We start from the raw sequence: 16,433 nt of genomic DNA, 5'->3' as shown, positions 1-16,433 counted from the left end.
GTCGCAATTCCGATGCTCAGCGCCGTCACACCGCTACTTGCGTTTCCGGCGATCTCCTCGAATTTCGGGGCGTTCGGTTGGGCGGCGATCGCACTCGGCCAGTCCTTCGGTGCGGCAGCAGCCGTTCTGATCGAACTGGGATGGGGATTAACCGGATCCCAGCGAATAGCACGAGCCTCGGAGAAGAATCGAAGAAAACTCCTCGCCGCCTCTCTCGCGACGAAGCTGGTGGTGGTTCCGGTGGCCGTGCCGGTGGCTGTGATTGCCGCCATACTCGCTCCAGAATTCTCTACCGAAGCTGCCTTAGCTTGCATAGGAAGCGCTCTCGTCGGCTTGAGTTCCATTTGGTTCTTTATTGGCGCAGGAAGCCCAGGCAAGATCCTCGTCACGGACTCCATTCCACGGCTAGTATTCGTCACGAGCGCGGCGCTCTGGATGAACGCTGGAGGTCCTCTGGTTTCGTTCGGGCTCGCACTAATTCTTAGCTCCCTGATTGCCCTCGCCCTAGCCTTGAGGACCGCCGGCGTTCGCCCTCGCGATTTCTCAATTGTTCGCGGTCGACGGCTTTGGCTATTCCTTCGGGCCCAGATGACCGCACTCTCTGGCCGGGCTGTTAGCGCCCTCTACATCGCTCTTCCGGTCGCGTTGGTCGGAATAGTAGCGCCCTCCGTTCTGCCAGTGTTTGCTGCGGCAGAGCGCCTCCAGCGGTTGGGGTTGTCAGTACTACAGGCGGTACCCAATTCGCTTCAAGGCTGGGTAGGGGGCGCCCGAACCGCGGAGTTGCGACTGCGGAGAGCAGGCCAGGCACTAGGACTCAACGTCGTTCTTGGACTCATCTCAGGAGTCGGGTTTGTTCTGATAGCTCCCGTGATGTCGGAGTGGATTTTTGCAGGGACGGCGACTCTCCCCATTGAAATTTGCTTGGTGTCCGGCCTGGTCATCTTCTTGGTGTGCGTGTCTCGGGCGACGGGCGGCATCGTCCTCGTGGCTCTGAAGAAGGTCGGGATAATCAGTGTCAGCGCCTTCGCCGGTGCCGTTGTTGGCGTTCCCGCGATCCTCTTGCTCGCAGCTACGTTCGGCGCGATTGGAGCGCTCCTAGGCGAGGTCATTGCCGAAGGAACTGTCCTGGCTGTCCAAAGCTCAGCGGTTGTCAGGGGAATCGGTCGAGGCCGCCGCTGACTATCCCGCGCTCTAACCGCTCATGATTAGATCAGCATTGAATGCCCGGGCGGCGTAACCCGAGCTCGAGCAGACCTCCTGTAGGCGGGGGCCGGCGCCCACGTAACCGCGGCCGCAACTCGCAACCCTGGCCGTGGAGCGGCACTTAATCGGTGCTGGCGCCTACCTTCCGGGTTTAGTCCCGCGGAGGGAGCGGACTCTGCTGACCCGAAAGCTTCTCGGGTTCGGTCTCCCCCGATCGGGCCGACTCAGGCTGCCCGATCCTTCGGGCAATTGTGTGGATGGGCCGTTCGATGTATCGGAGAAGTACTGTCACGAACTCAAACGAGATTGCAATGGACACCCCGGGAGCGACCCAGCCGGGAGAACCTTGAAATGCAAAAGCGCAGGCAATAATGATTGGCTCGTGAGTCAGGTAGAGCTGAACGATACTTTGCGGAGCCAGCGGAGCACCCCTCGATCGCTCCGCCCGCATCTACGTCGCGGGTCACCGTGGGCTCGTCGGGTCCGCGATCTGGCGGAAACTCGAGGCCGAGGGCTTCACTGACATCGTCGGACGCACCTCGTCGGAGCTCGACCTGAAGGATCGCGCCGCCGTCTTCGCGTTCTTCCAGGAGACGAAGCCGCGCCACGTCGTGCTCGCCGAGGGGTGGGTCAGGAGCCGAGGCCGGAGCGTGCTTCCGTGAACAGGTCGGAGAGGTCGCCGGACACCTCGCGACGCCCCGCGGCGCGGGAGAAGACGATGGCCGGTCCGGGAGCGGTCGCGGACACGGCGGTGCCGTCGATCCGGGCCGCGTCATCGTCCACTGCCAGCCAGGTGCCCTCGCGCAGGCCGAGCACCGGCACGTCGTTCTCCTCGAGGAACTCGGTGAGCCGTTGTTCGCGTGTCTCGCCGCGGTGGGTGCTGTCCGGGTCGGCGTCGAGGTAGTGCGGGTTGAGCTGGAACGGCACAAGCCCGAGTGCCTCGAAGGAGGTGGGCTCGACGATCGGCATGTCATTGGTCGTACGGATCGTGGGACCGGCGATGTTCGTGCCGGCACTCGCGCCCATGTACGGCATCCCCTCACGAGCGCGGCGGCGCAGAGTGTCGAGCAGACCGAGCCGCTGCAGCGTATCGAGCAGGCGGAACGTATTACCGCCGCCGACGAACACCGCCTCCGCCTCGGCGACAGCGGCGACAGGGTCCCCAGCGGTGTGAATGCCCCGGACCTCGACGCCGTGGGGTTCGAGGGCGCCGGCGACCTTCGCGGTGTAGGCGTCGCGGTTCGCGAGCGCATACGGCACGAACGTCAGGCGGGCGCCGGCGAGGAAACCGGTGACCGTCTCGATGGCGTGTTCGAGGTAGCCGGAGGCATGGTTGGTCGAGTTGGACAGCAGCAGGAGACGCATCGGGGTCCTTTCCGGACGTCGGGCGGTGGTCAGCGGCGAGGAGCGAGCGTTCGGCCGCGGCGCCAGTCGCGCTGGGGCAGCGCGGGCGCACGGTTGGACAGGAGATCGGCTAGTCGGGCGGCTGCAGCCTGAAGGGCGGGTACATGCTCGCGGAGGTCGTCGTCGAAGTGGAAAACCTTCGGCTCGACCACCGACATCGATCCGACCGGCGTAGTGCCGATGAGTACGGGAGCGGCGATCGCGCGGGTCGTCGAGTCGTATTCGCCCTCGGAATACGCCCAGCCCGTGCGATAGGTCTCATCGAGCATCCTCTCGAGGCGGGCCTCGTCCACCTCGGTGAGTTCGGTGTAGCGGGCGAATGGACGGCCGGCGAGCATGTTGCGCCGCTCCAACGGGTCGAGGAAGGCGAAATGCGCGCGTGAGGTCGCGCCTGCGTGCGCGGGATACAGGTCGCCCACGAGCGGATGGGAGCGGACGGGCCCCTGTTCCCCGTCCACGGCGGCGATGCAGCGGACGTGGAATCCGTCCGGCACGGTGAACGACACCGTCCGTCCGGTGTGTGCCGCTAGACCCGTGAGGACGTGCTCGGCGAGTTGGGCGAGCCCCCCGCCGCGTTCCCAGAGCGCGGCCATGTGCCACATGGCGGGGCCCAAACGATAACGGCGGCTGTACGGGTCGGCGATCAGGAAGCCGCGAGCAGCCAGTGCCGCGAGCAGCCGCTGGCTCGTCGACTTGTTCCAGCCGAAATCCTCGGCGAGCTCGAATACGCCCCACTCACGCCGCGTCTCGCTGTACGACAGCAGGATCTGGAGCGCACGGTCCACGGTTTGCAGTGGCGACGGTGCACTCTCGGACGCAGGCTGCGGCATCGGTTCTCCTCGGGGTCTGCGCCGAGCGTAGCGTGATGGTTCGAAATATGACTGTAACTCCCAGATAGCGGGATTCGGTTGCATCGCCGGGCGCATCCAGCGGAGCGTAGTCCACTATCCGGGAACCGTTCCTCCGCTGCCCGGGACTCCCCTGAAGACGAAGGAATACCGCTATGCACGCTTCCGAGACGCGTTCCCCGGCCGACACCGACACGCGCCACCCCCGGGCCTTCGAGCCGACGACGGCGATCATCACGCTCATCGTGAGCGTGCTCGGTGCTGCGATCGGCATCCACATGATCACGACGCTCGGGGTGTCGCCGAATACGAGCGTCATCGGTGCCGTGATCGCGATGCTGATCGGCCGGGTCGGATTCCTCGGGCTGCACCGCATGCGCGATGTGAACCGGCAGAACCTCGTCCAGTCGTCCATCTCCGGCGCGACCTTCGCCTCCGCGAACTCGCTTCTCACGCCGATCGCGATCCCCTTCCTGTTCGGTCGGCCCGACCTGGTCTGGCCGATGCTGCTGGGTGCCAGCCTGGGACTCGCGATCGACGTGTACGTCCTCTACCGTGCCTACGGCTCTCGCTTCTTCCCGGCGAACGCCGCCTGGCCCCCCGGAGTCGCCGCGGCAGAGACGATCAAGGCCGGGGATCAGGGTGGCAAGCAGGCCGCACTGCTCGTGGGCGGCGGTGTGGTCGGCTTCACGGCCGCGGCCTTCGGACTGCCGATGTCGGCGGCGGGCATCGCGATGATCGGCAACGTCTGGGCGTTGCTGATGTTCTCCGCCGGCCTCCTCATCGCCCAGTACGTGCCGACGCTGTTCGACGTCAACCTGGCGGCCCTGTACGTGCCGCACGGGGTGATGATCGGTGCGGGCATCGTGGCGCTCATCCAGATCGGCATCATCATGTTCGCCCGCCCGTCCGCCAAGCAGCTCGAGAACACAGCGGCGCTGGACAAAGCGGCGCTGACCGATCCGTCGCTCCTTCCCACAGTGGACGAGCCCACACTGCGCCGCGCACTCGGCTCCGGGTTCGTGATGTTCACCGCCGGAGCTGTGGCGCTCGCCGTCGCCGGTGGCCTGTGGGTCGAGTTGCCCTGGTGGGGCATCATCGCCTTCGCGCTCTTTGCCGCCGTGGCAGCGATCGTGCACGAGCTCATCGTCGGACTCGCCGCCATGCACGCGGGCTGGTTCCCCGCGTTCGCGGTCACGCTGATCTTTCTCATCCTCGGCCTGATCCTGCAGTTCCCCGCCATCCCGCTCGCGCTCCTGGTCGGCTACTGCGCCTCCACCGGCCCCGCCTTCGCCGACATGGGGTACGACTTCAAGGCCGGATGGATCCTGCGGCGCGACCGGCGTCCGTACACGGAGTACGAGCTCGACGGACGGCGCGAGCAGCTCAAGGCGTCGATCCTCGGCTTCGTCGTCGCGATCGGCATGGTCGCTCTCGTCTGGCCGAGCCTGTTCGCCGACGGGCTCGTCCCGCCCACCTCGCGGGTCTACGCGGACACCATCGCCGCCGGGCTGACGGACCCGAGTGTGCTTGTGAACCTCTTCATCTGGGCCGTGCCGGGCGCGATCGTGCAACTCGTCGGTGGACCCAGCCGCCAGATGGGTGTGCTCCTGGCCACCGGTCTGCTCGTGGCGACACCGAATGCGGGATGGCTCGTCCTGGTCGCGCTGGTGGTCCGGGTCCTCTGGCGGCGGTGGCGCGGTGAGGAGGGCGAGCGCGAGACGGCCCTCGTCGGTGCCGGCCTGATCGCGGGCGACTCCATCCACTCCGTGAGCAAGATGGTCTGGCGATGAACGCCATGAGACTCGGTGTCGTCACGATCGGGCAGACCCCCCGGGTGGACCTCGCACCGGAGCTCGAGGACCTCCTTCCCGGCATCGAACTCGTCGAACGGGGCGTGCTCGATGGCTGCAGTCAGGAGGAGATCGCCTCCTTCGCCCCGACCGACGGCGATCACGCGCTCACCACCCGCCTCGCCGACGGAGGCTCAGCCATCATCGGCGAAGCATCCGTGATGCGGCGACTGCCCCGCATCCTCATCGCTCTCGAGGAGGAGGTCGACGCGATCCTCCTCGCGTGCACGGGCCCATTCCCTGCGATGCCCCTGTCGAAGCCGTTCTTCGTCCCGGATCGGATCATCGCTCACGCCGTCGCGGCGACAGCTCCCCACGGCGCGACCGTCGGAATCATCGCGCCGCTGCCGGAGCAAGAGGCCGACACGCTGCAGAAGTTCCGCACGGTCGTCGGCGTGGACGTCAGCGTCATCGTGTCGGCCGCATCCCCGTATACGGACACCGAGGAACGGCTGAGGGAGGCCGCACGCGAGCTCGCGTCGGGCGGCGCGAGGCTGATCGCGATGGACTGCTTCGGCTACACCGCGGCGATGCGCGCGGCCGTTGCCGCCGAGACCGGCTTACCCGTCGTTGTGGCGCGCTCCGTCGCTGCGCGCCTCGCCGCCGAGACGCTCGGGGTGCCGGTGACGGGAAGCGGAGTCGCATGAGGATCGGCGTGATCCGTGTGCTCACCACCGACGACCCGCACCTGCTCGATCAGCACGGCACCGTGATCCGCGCCACCTACGGTGTCGAGACGGTCTCCCGAAGCATCCCCGAGCAGCCACGCGGCGTGTTCTCCGAGGAGACGTTCGCCCTCGCCGCGCCGAAGGTCGCGGACCTCGCTGCGCGGATGGAACGCGAAGACGGCGTCGAGGCGATCGTGCTCAGTTGCGCCGCGGGCCCCGGCCTGGCAGCAGCGCGTGATCGCGTCACCGTGCCTGTCCACGGGGCAGGCGCATCGGCGGCACGTGCGGCACTGGGACTGGGGGACAGGGTCGGGGTGCTCGACCTTACGAAGGACACGCCGCTCGCCGTCACGGAGGTGCTCGGAGACCGGCTCGTCGCTGCGGTCGTCCCCGACGGGGTCAGCGAGACGCGCCACCTCCTCACCCCCGAGGGCCTCAGCGCGGCCGTCGCCGCCGCCCACCACCTCGTCGACCGCGGAGCGAACGTCATCATGTTCGCCTGCACGGGTATGACGACGATCGGTCTGAAAGCGACCCTCGCCGAACAGATCGACGTGCCGATCGTCGACGCCGTCCTAGCCGCCGCCGACGCGGCCATCCACGACCCGGCCATCACCGGGCGCTGACCGAGATCCACAACGCACACGCACCATCAACGGGAGGAAACACACCATGTCCTGGTCCCATCTCATCACCGCCTACGATCTGCTCGATGACCCGGCGGTGCGCGGCACCGCCGTCGCCGACTACCTGCGGGGGATCTCCGCCGGCGCTGACATCGCTGTGGAAACCGTCGCAGGCGACCGTGGCGAGACGGACTTCGTGCGCATCACGATCCCCGGCACGGACGGCCGCGCCGCAGGCGGCTCGGCGCCGACTCTCGGGATCCTCGGCCGCCTCGGGGGGCTCGGCGCGCGCCCGGAGCAGATCGGGTTCGTCAGCGACGGCGACGGCGCCCTCGCCGCGGTGACCATCGCGGCGAAGCTCCTCGCGATGTCCGAGCGGGGAGATCGCCTGCCCGGTGATGTGATCGTCGCCACGCACATCGACCCGGACGCGCCGACCCAGCCGCACGACCCGGTGCCGTTCATGGGATCCGTCATCGAGCAGGACGTCAGCAACGCTCACGAGGTCACCGCCGACATGGACGCGATCATCTCCATCGACACGACCAAGGGCAACCGGGTCTGCAATCGGAAGGGGATCGCCATCACCCCGACGATCGCCGACGGCTGGATCCTGCGCGTCTCCGAGACGCTCTTGGACATCGTCGGCCGCACCACCGGCCGAGCGCCGGTGGTCATGCCCATCACGACGCAGGACATCACCCCGTACGGCAACGACGTCTACCACGTGAACTCGATCGTGCAGCCCTGCACCGCGACGAGCGCTCCCGTGGTCGGTGTCGCGATCGTCACCGAGACGGCCGTCGCCGGATCGGCGACGGGCGCGACCGATCTGCACGACGTCGAGCAGGCCGTCCGATTCGCGATCGAGACCGCGAAGGACTTCGGACGCGGCATCGCGTCGTTCCACGACGAGGTCGAGCTCGCCCATCTCATGTCGCTGTACGGGAGCATGTCGGTGCTGCGGACCCGCGGGACGAACTGACCGGCTCTGAGCTGTCCAGAGCGCGCGGGAGCGCCCGATGAGCTACGGACGTCGGGCGGTCCCGCGCCACGGTTGCGATGCAGCGAGCCGAGACCGGCCGACTGGACGAAGCGATCCTGTCCGCGCACGAGAACTGAGCTCTCCTCGACCAGGCTGTGACGTCGTGTGAGGCGGCCCACGAGCGGAGCCGCCGCAACGCACGAGTCCGAAGCCCCAACATCACCCATTCAGCTGCATGTTGGGACTTCGGACCTTGGGTGCCCCCGGAGGGATTCGAACCCCCGACCTTCGGTACCGGAAACCGGCGCTCTATCCCCTGAGCTACGGAGGCGCAGTGCTCTGCCACGTTAGCAGATGCGGCAGTGGCTCCCGCGCGCCCAGCTCCCCGAGGGTGGCGGGGCTCACGAGCCCGGCCCCGGAACGGGGGGACGAGAGAGGGGACGGCCGTCCGATAGTGTCCAGAGCGGACCGTCCGCCCTGTGCACACCCGAATCGATACACGTGCGCTGCGACGGTCCCCTTCTCCCCGTCGCCTAGCCCCAACGGACACGATGCTCTCCACCCTGCCCGGTCGCGCACGCCTGCTCGCAATGTCGATCGTCACCGCCCTTCTCGCCGCCGTCCTCACCGTCGGAGTCGTGGCTCCCGCGGCCCAAGCCGACGGCGTCATCTCGCTCACGGCCACGACGCCCGAGAGCATCCTCGCGGGGGAGACGGAGACGGTGGCCCTCGAGGCGCGCAACTCCTCGTCGACCGATCGCTACAACCTGTCCTTCCGGTACGAGATGCTCCCCGGCATCTCCTACGTGGCCGGCTCGACGGTGCCGGCGGGGCTCGGCGATCCGACGATCGTGACGGTGACCGACGGCACCGAGCCGCTCGTGACCCACCAGGTGCTCCTCTGGTCGAACGTCTCCGACCTGGCGGGAAACGACGTCTCGGGCATCCGGTTCACCATCCGCGCCGACCCCGAACTCTTCCCCGTGGGGAGCGTCTATCGGGCAGAGGCCGGCGCGTTCGCCCACTCCGACGCTCGCATGGTTCCGAAGTTCGACGCCACAGGGGTCCCGATCGCGTCGTCGTACACCGACGACGATCAGCTGACCTCCGAAGCCACGAGCGTGAGCGCCCTCGACCTCACGAAGTCCGAGCCGAGCCCCGAGCACGAGCTCCTGCGCGGCGTCCACGATCAGGCGACCGTCTACTCCATCCGCGTCGTCAACACCGAGGAGGGGGCGACGACGGGCGTGACGGTCGTCGACTACCTCCCGTCCTGGCTCGAGTTCCTCGGCTGCGGTCGCGTCGACAACTCCACGACCGGTGTCGAGTACGACGGGGCCCCCGCCCTGACCTCCACGACGGCTCCCGGGCTGACGCCCGGCGAGTGCACGACGCCGACCTCGGTGGAGACGGTCGAGAACCCGAGCGGGCGCCCCGCCGGGATCTACACGAAGGTCACCTGGACGCTCGGGACCCTCGCCGCGGGAGCCTCGCGAACGATCGACTACGCCGCGGCCGTCCCGTTGCGAGCGAACACGATGGCCTTCGCCGCCGGCACCCCGGCCCCGACGAGCGGTGGCCAGGCGGCGAACCTCGACAACAACACGGGGGCGTCGACGCGACATGTCGACGACGCTTCGGCCATCACGAACACCGCCACGGCCTCCGGCACATACACAGGTCTCGTCGCCCCCGGCGCCACGACGACCACGGTCTCCTCCGACAGTGTCACCGTGACCGCGTCAGACCTCTCCATCATCAAGTCGGTCGACCGGACCGATTTCGAGGCGGGTGAGATCGCGACGTACGAGCTGCTCCTGCGTGCGAGCGAGTATGCGAGCACGTCAGCCATGACGATCGTCGACACGCTCGACAACGGGCTCTGCCCCGCCTTCCCCGTCGGGACGACGCGCCTCGGCGACACGTTCCCCGCGGAGTGCGACCCGGCCCGCGACCCGCGGCTCGACGAGGCGCCGTCGGGCGCGACGATCGAGAGCGTCCGCTTCACCGCCGCGACGGGTGAGTTCGAGATCACCATGACGCCGGACACGGCGACGCTCGCGACGAACGCGACGGCGACCATCTCGTATCCGGTCCTCATGCGCAGCACGTTCTCGGGAAGTCTCGGCGGCCCGACCGCAGCGGGGGACACCTTCGACAACGCCGTCGAGATCGACGGAACGAGCACGGCCCGACCGGCGACCGAGCAGTCGCCGACGACGCAGCCGGTCCGCGACGACTCTCACGCCGCCCTCGCGACGGATGAGACCCGCATCTCGAAGTCGGTCCTCGAGCGCACGCCCGTCTCGACCGCCGCAGAGTGCGCCGCAGCGCCCACGACGGGCTACACGACGACGCCGACCTCCGCCTTCCTGCTCGGCGACGCGCTCTGCTTCCGGCTCGAGATCGACTTCGCCGACACGACCGAGAGTCGGAACGCGCGTGTGACGGACATGGTCCCCGTCGGCACGACGTTCGCCGGCTGGGCGTACGGCGCCGAGAGCACCGTCCCAGCTCCCCAGGTCGTCCTGGCCTCCTCCGGCGAGACCCAGGCGACGTGGAACCTCGGTCGCGCGGAGGGAACGAGCGGGCGCTATGTCGCGAAGGGTCAGGTCGCGGTGCTCTACGTCCTCGCGACGATCGACGCGCAGGGGTCGAACGCCGCGAAGCCCGACCTCGTCGACAACCTCATGAAGTACCGGCAGGAGAACTCGGTCGGGTCCGTCGCCTCGCTGCGCACGAACGTCGGCTATGCGGTCGCGTCGGCGCCGTCCGTCGCTCTCGACAAGGCCATCGTGTCCCGCAACGGCTCGGCCGTCGCCCCGACCTCGAGCACGACAGCGGGCGGCGGCACGGCCCTCGGCTATCGCCTGTCCGTCTCGAACACCGGCACGGCGGCCGCCGGCACGGACGTCCCTGTCGGCTCCGTCACCGTGTGGGACGCGCTGCCCGTGGGCGTCGCCTGCGAGGACGTGTCGGGGATCACCGCGGGCGGCACGTGCGGTCCGGCCCCCGCCGGCATCGCCGCGTCGCACGCCGACCGGGACGTGATCCTGTGGACGATCGCGAGCCTCGCGCCGTCCGCCGTGTCCGAGCTCGCGTACACGGTCACTGTGCCCGCCGGCATCAGCGTCTCGTCGCGTCTCGTGAACGACGCGTCGGTCACGCGCTTCTCGACCGTCACGACCTCGGGCGCCACCACCACGTACCGCACGCGCGACTCCCTCGACGCATCAGCGCCCGCGGAGGGCGACGGCTCGGCTCCTGCAGCGAACGACACCGCGACGGTGACGCTTCCCGACGCGACCGTCGCGAAGACGGGCGGCGGAGTCGCGAGCGCCGCGACCAACGTCAGCGGGGCCTCCGCCGTGAACGGACAGGGTGTCGAGTACACCTACTCCGTCACCATCCCCGCCGGGACGACGGTGTTCAACGGATCGCTCACCGATCCGTTGCCCGCCACGCTCGACCCCTCGAACGCCGCATACACGGTCACGGGACCCGACGGAGCGGTGCACGAGCCCGGTGCCTTCGCCGCCACCGCCGGTGCGAGCGCCGACTTCTCGCTCTCGACCGACGGAACCGTCGAGTTCCCCGCCGTCTTCCGCAACGACGGTGCGACGCCCCTCGTCTTCACCGTGCGCGTGACCGGCCTCACCGTCACGCCCGGGGCCGCTCTCGGCACCCTCCGCAACACGGTGCGCTTCGACAGCACGACGACCGAAGCAGGCACGACGGCCGTGCCGACGCGCACGGCGAACCGCGACCTCACCGTCGTCGCCCCGTCGCCGCGCATCACGAAGACCGCGAGCAAGACGGCGGGACTCACGGCGGGGGAGACCGTCACGTTCACGCTCACGGCGAGCAACACGTCGAGCGCGACGGGAGCGGACGTCGTGATCGCCGACTGCCTGCCCACCGGGCTCACGTTCGCCTCCTATCAGTCGCCGCTGCCCGACGGTGTCATGACGTTCGGTCCCGATGACGCTCCGGCAGGCATCGGCTGCTCGACGGGCACTCGTGCCTACGGCTACCTCGTCCCGACCCTCGCCAACGGGGCGTCGCGGACCCTCACGATCTCCGCGACGATCGACACCGCCGCCGCCGGCTCCGCCTCGTACACGAACACGGCGCGCGTCGTCACGTCCTCGCTCGCCGACGGGCAGCGCGACACCGCCGTCGAGAGCGTCCAGTCGGCTTCGAGCGGGGACGTCGTCGTGACGGTGGCGCCGCCGACCATCGGCAAGACGGTCACCGTCGGCGATGCGACCGGCGCGACCGGCAACGTCCCCGCCGGCGGTTCCGCGAGCTACACGCTCACGGCGACCGTCCCCGCGAGCGTCAACCTCTACGACGCCGTGATCGTCGACGCGCTGCCGACCGGCGTCACGGTCTCCGGCGCCCCCACATGCTCGGTCGGCACGACCGGGCTCGCGTGCTCGCAATTCACGACGGGCACTGCGAGCCCCGTCGGATTCGCGCTCGGCACCATCTCCGCAGCCCCGACCGCCCGCACACTCACCGTATCGATCCCCGTCACCGTGACCGCGGCGGCGGCAGCGGGGACGAGGTACGACAACCGGGCGTACCTCGCCTGGAACTCGACGGCGAAGGGCACCACCCCGAGCACCACGACCACCTCGCCGACCTACACGAACCGGGTGGCTTCGCCCGTGGCATCGCTCACGGCGACGGTCCCGTCGGTGTCCATGTCGAAGGCGGTTTCGAACGGCGCGCCGAAGCCGGGTGACACCTTCACCTACACCGTGACGGCCACGAACGCCGCGACGGCGACCTCGAGCACGGCCCACGACGTCACGATCGTCGACAACGTCCCGGTGGGCGTCGTCGTCTCGGACGTCCCGGGCGGCGGCGTCGTGAGCGCCGACGGCCGGACCGTGACGTGGACCGTCACGGCGATCCCGACGGGCGGCTCGGCGAGCTTCACGTACCGCGGCGTCCTCGCCGCGTCCGCGGATCTCGACGGGACCGCGCAGGTCAACACCGTGCGCGCCACGGAGTACTTCTCCCTGCCGGGCGCGAGCGGGGGCCGTTATGCGAGCGCTCCTGCGTCGGCGGCGGTGACTCCGGTCTTCCCCGAGGTCACAGCCACCAAGTCGACCGTGACGACGTCGCCCGCGACCATCGGTTCGGCGTTCACGTGGGGCGTCTCGCTCCAGAACACGGGATCGGACGCTGCGCGCGTGCGCGCCGACGACGTGCTGCCCGCGAACTGGACGTTCGTGAGCGGCTCGGCCACGATCACGCGCGGTTCCACGACGACGGCCGTCGCCGACCCGACCGTGTCGACAGCCGACGGGGTCCAGACGCTCGTCTGGACGGACCTCGGCGGGCTCGCGGGCGGCGAGACAGCGGTGCTGCGGTACGCGGCCGTGCCCACGGAAGCCGTCGTCGACGCCCCGGGAGTCGGGGCGAGCGTCCCGCACACCAACCGTGTGTCGGTGACCGCCTACGACGCCACGGGAGCGAGCTCGTCTCAGGCCGGACCGTACGCGGGACCGGACGCCTCCGCCTCCACGTCGATCCACTCGGCCGACCTCTCGATCGAGAAGGTCGCCTCGGCCGCGCCGCTGACAGCGGGCACGAGCGGAACGGGGTGGACTCTGTCCGTCTCGAACGACGGCCCCGACGCGGCCGTCGGCCCGATCACCGTGACCGACATCCCGGAGCTCCCGGCCGGCGTCACCGTGACGGGGGCGGCAGGCGCGGGCTGGTCGTGCTCGGTTCCTGAGACCGACGGCTCCTTCACGTGCGTGCCCGCCGACAGGACCGCGACGCTCGCACCAGGCGCGTCGTTCCCCGACATCACGGTGACCGTGGGCGTCGCCTCGAGCGTGGCCGCCGGAACGAGCATCCCGAACACCGCGACCGTGTCCTCGGCGACCCACGACGGGGACCCGACAGGCGACACGTCGACGGCGGAGCTCGAGACGGCCGCGACCGCCGACCTCTCCATCGAGAAGATCACCTCGGGCGCCGTCGGCGCCGGGCGGACCGTCTCGTGGCTCCTGCGCGCGGCTAACGCCGGTCCGTCGGACGCCCTCGGGACCGTCACGGTCACCGACGACGTTCCTGCCGGCGTGTCCGGCGTCACCGCCGACGGCGGCGACGCCTGGTCCTGCGACGTCGACGGCAACACCGTCACATGCGAACGCGACGGACTCGCACGAGGCTCCTCGGTCGAGCCGATCGTCGTAACCGGACGCGTGGACTCGGGCCTCACGGGAACGCTCGCCAACACCGCGACCGTCGAGAACGACACGAACGACCCGGTGAGCGACGACAACACCTCGAGCACCGAGGACGCGATCGACACCGACACGACGCTCGCGGTCGAGAAGACCCTCCCCGGCGGCGAGCTCGTACCCGGCACGCGAGCCACGTACCGGATCGCCGTCACGGCGACCGGAGACGCGGACGCCCGGGACGTGTCCGTCGCGGACGCCCTGCCCACCGGTCTCAGCTTCGTGTCGGCGGCCTCGGTCGCGGGCGACTGGAGCTGCGCGGCCGCGGACGGGACGAACGTGGTGTGCGAGCTCGACGGCGTCATCCCCGCCTCCGAGACCCGCACGCTGGACGTGACCGTCGCGGTCTCGCCGTCGCTCACGGGCGACGTCGTCAACAGGGCCGTCGCGAGCGCGGAGAACGCGCCGGACGCGACCGGATCCTGGACGAACGCGTCGACGCCCCTCGCGGACCTGACCGTGTCGAAGAGCCACCCGGCGGGTGACGTCGTCGCGGGCACTGACCTCGACTACACGATCGTCGTCGGGAACGCCGGCCCGTCGGACATCCCCTCCGGCTCGCCGACCACCGTCACGGACGTGCTCCCCGCCGGCCAGGAGTTCGTCTCCGCCAGCGGCGACGGGTGGACCTCGTCCTACGAGTCGGACACCCGCACCGTCACCCTCACGACGTCCGCGGCCGTTCCGGTGTCCGGGTCGTTCCCGGCCGTCACGCTCACCGTCGCCCTCGACGCGAGCCTCACCGAGCAGTCGATGCGCAATACCGTGACCGCGGTGAACGCACTCGCGAGCGGTTCCGTCACCGCGTCGGACGACGTGCTCGTCACCACGGAAGCCGACGTGAGCATCGAGAAGTCGCTCACGAGCTCCCCGGTGGCCGCCGCCGGAACCGAGGCGACGTTCGACATCGTCGTCTCCAACGCCGGTCCCTCGAACGCCGCTGCGCTCGAGATCGCGGATCTCCTCCCGCCGGGGATGACGGCGACCGAGATCTCGGGCGACGGCTGGACCTGCGACGTCGAGGCCGTGCAGTGCACGCTCGCGACGCTCGCGCCCGGCGCGACGACGGTGTCCGTGACCGTCGCCATCGATCCGGCTGTGCGTGCCTCCCGTCTCGAGAACACCGCGACCCTCACCTGGACGGACTCCGACGGCGGGCACTCCGACCAGTCCTCTGCGACCGTCGAGGTCGTCGAGCGCGCGGACATCTCGCTCGAGAAGACCGCTGTCGACGAGGACGGAAAGGAGGTGTCGACGGCCATCGCAGGTCTCGAGCAGCGCTACAGCATCGTCGTCTCGAACGCGGGACCGTCAGACGCGTCCGGACCCGTGACCGTCGTCGACACCCTGCCGGAGGGCGTGTCGTTCGTGGGATCCAACGACGGCTGGACCTGCGCGGTCGACGCCGTGGACGCTCGCACGGTGACGTGCTCGACTCGCGGAGCCATCGCGGCCGACGGAACGGGGCCGGAGCTGATCCTCACGACGGCGATCGACGGATCTCTGCCCGCCGGTGAACTCACGAACAGCGTCACCGCCTCCACGGGTTCGCCGAGCGGCATCCCGGTCGAGCCGGCCGACGCCACGGTCACGGTAGAGCCCCTCGCCAACGTCTCGATCGACATCGCCCATGCGGGCGATGGGGCCATCGACGCCCGCGTCCCGTTCACGGTGTCGGTCGCGAACGACGGGCCCTCGGCGGCCCGCGACGTGACGGTCGTCGTCCACGTCCCCGCCGGGCTCCGGATCGACGGAACGCTCGGATCGGACCAGCGGTGGACCTGCGCGGAGCCGGTCTCCACCGACACCGGCGCCGACGTCACGTGCGTGCTCGACGGCGTCCTGGCCTCGGGCACGTCGGCACCGCCGCTCGTGCTCGGGACCATCGTGACCGGCGGCGCCTACCCCTCCGTCTCCGTGACGGCGGAGGTGTCGACCTCGACGCCCGAGCCGACGCTCGAGGACAACGCCGACGTCGACGCCCTGCCCGTGGCCGCGCTGTCGTCGTTGTCGATCACCAAGACGCACGAGGGTCCGCTCACGCGCGGCGAGACGGTGGATTACACCATCACCGTCACGAACAGTGGGCCCACCGAGGACCCCGGCCCGGTCGTCGTGACCGACGCCTTGCCCCGCGGGCTCGCCTCCCTCGCCGTGTCGAGCGACGGTGCGACGTGCGAGCTCGGCCAGATCGTGCGCTGTGTCGTCGACGGACCGCTCGGCGCCGGCGAGTCCGTCGTGGTCGAGCTCACCGCTCGCGTCGCCGCGGATGCACCGGAGCGGGTCGTCAACACCGCGGTCGTCGAGACGGAGAGCGCCCAGGTGTCCGACTCCGGTCCCGTCGAGGGCGCCAGGACGGCAGAGGATCCCGCCGAGGTGACGGGCGAAGCCGCGCTTCCCTTCACGGGAGCCTCCGTCTGGTCGCTCCTCGTGATGGCGATCGCCGCTCTCGCCGCCGGAGGCGTGCTCCTGCTCGCCCGACGGCGCGCCCCGTCGGTCTGACGTGCGGCGGGGAACCGGTGATCCGGTTCCCCGCCGGCGCTCGTCGGCACCGCGACCGCCTACCACGTCGTCGGTGCG

8 protein-coding genes, 1 tRNA gene and 1 pseudogene are annotated in these 16,433 nt (G+C 69.6%); 7 read left to right on the top strand and 3 right to left on the bottom strand.

The features are described 5' to 3' along the window. Positions 1–12: 12 nt before the first annotated feature. Positions 13–1,179 (top strand): MATE family efflux transporter, encoded by a 1,167-nt coding sequence (locus ELQ90_RS14275; protein WP_128495953.1) that lies wholly within the window; start codon positions 13–15, stop codon positions 1,177–1,179. 428 nt (positions 1,180–1,607) lie between these two features. Further along, a pseudogene (locus tag ELQ90_RS14270) lies at positions 1,608–1,823 on the top strand (NAD-dependent epimerase/dehydratase family protein); the annotation flags it as partial. Positions 1,824–1,833: 10 nt separating this feature from the next. Here the strand turns inward: ELQ90_RS14270 and pepE are convergent. Together pepE and ELQ90_RS14260 are read right to left on the bottom strand one after the other, a co-directional pair. Then, on the bottom strand, positions 1,834–2,568 hold the full coding sequence (gene pepE, locus ELQ90_RS14265) for a dipeptidase PepE (protein ID WP_128495952.1): 735 nt from the start codon (positions 2,566–2,568) through the stop codon (positions 1,834–1,836). Between the two features lie 29 nt (positions 2,569–2,597). Then, complete coding sequence (locus ELQ90_RS14260; RefSeq protein WP_208020668.1) at positions 2,598–3,392, bottom strand: IclR family transcriptional regulator; 795 nt, start codon at positions 3,390–3,392, stop codon at positions 2,598–2,600. Positions 3,393–3,610: 218 nt separating this feature from the next. Here ELQ90_RS14260 and ELQ90_RS14255 point away from each other — a divergent pair, with 218 nt between their 5' ends. From ELQ90_RS14255 to ELQ90_RS14240, 4 genes are read left to right on the top strand one after another with little or no spacing between them, the layout of a single operon-like run. After that, positions 3,611–5,248 (top strand): OPT/YSL family transporter, encoded by a 1,638-nt coding sequence (locus tag ELQ90_RS14255; RefSeq protein ID WP_128495951.1) that lies wholly within the window; start codon positions 3,611–3,613, stop codon positions 5,246–5,248. Further along, positions 5,245–5,955: an AroM family protein gene (locus tag ELQ90_RS14250; protein WP_208020667.1), complete on the top strand. Its 711-nt coding sequence runs from the start codon at positions 5,245–5,247 to the stop codon at positions 5,953–5,955. Before ELQ90_RS14255 ends, ELQ90_RS14250 begins: the two co-directional genes overlap by 4 nt. Then, positions 5,952–6,602, top strand: a complete 651-nt coding sequence (locus tag ELQ90_RS14245; RefSeq protein WP_128495950.1) for an aspartate/glutamate racemase family protein — start codon at positions 5,952–5,954, stop codon at positions 6,600–6,602. Before ELQ90_RS14250 ends, ELQ90_RS14245 begins: the two co-directional genes overlap by 4 nt. A 46-nt stretch (positions 6,603–6,648) precedes the next feature. Further along, the gene (locus ELQ90_RS14240; RefSeq protein ID WP_128495949.1) at positions 6,649–7,587 is read left to right on the top strand and encodes a DUF1177 domain-containing protein; all 939 of its coding nucleotides are present in this window, start codon (positions 6,649–6,651) and stop codon (positions 7,585–7,587) included. 258 nt (positions 7,588–7,845) lie between these two features. Here ELQ90_RS14240 and ELQ90_RS14235 read toward each other — a convergent pair. Continuing rightward, positions 7,846–7,918: transfer RNA gene (locus ELQ90_RS14235), tRNA-Arg, on the bottom strand. A 220-nt stretch (positions 7,919–8,138) separates the two neighbouring features. On the opposite strand from ELQ90_RS14235, the gene ELQ90_RS14230 reads away from it, so the two are divergent. Beyond that, positions 8,139–16,355, top strand: coding sequence for a DUF11 domain-containing protein (locus tag ELQ90_RS14230; protein ID WP_128495948.1), 8,217 nt, complete (start codon positions 8,139–8,141; stop codon positions 16,353–16,355). Positions 16,356–16,433 lie beyond the last annotated feature (78 nt).

The organism is Labedella phragmitis (assembly GCF_004078635.1).
Classification (GTDB): Bacteria; Actinomycetota; Actinomycetes; order Actinomycetales; family Microbacteriaceae; genus Labedella; species Labedella phragmitis.
This window is presented reverse-complemented; position numbering and strand designations above follow the sequence as displayed.

What these genes read in the sequence shown, in the direction of transcription:
- ELQ90_RS14275 (WP_128495953.1), top strand. Translation starts at nt 13, where the DNA reads ATGCTCAGCGCCGTCACACCGCTACTTGCGTTTCCGGCGATCTCCTCG.
- pepE (WP_128495952.1), bottom strand. Translation starts at nt 2,568, where the DNA reads ATGCGTCTCCTGCTGCTGTCCAACTCGACCAACCATGCCTCCGGCTAC.
- ELQ90_RS14255 (WP_128495951.1), top strand. Translation starts at nt 3,611, where the DNA reads ATGCACGCTTCCGAGACGCGTTCCCCGGCCGACACCGACACGCGCCAC.
- ELQ90_RS14250 (WP_208020667.1), top strand. Translation starts at nt 5,245, where the DNA reads ATGAACGCCATGAGACTCGGTGTCGTCACGATCGGGCAGACCCCCCGG.
- ELQ90_RS14245 (WP_128495950.1), top strand. Translation starts at nt 5,952, where the DNA reads ATGAGGATCGGCGTGATCCGTGTGCTCACCACCGACGACCCGCACCTG.
- ELQ90_RS14240 (WP_128495949.1), top strand. Translation starts at nt 6,649, where the DNA reads ATGTCCTGGTCCCATCTCATCACCGCCTACGATCTGCTCGATGACCCG.
- ELQ90_RS14230 (WP_128495948.1), top strand. Translation starts at nt 8,139, where the DNA reads ATGCTCTCCACCCTGCCCGGTCGCGCACGCCTGCTCGCAATGTCGATC.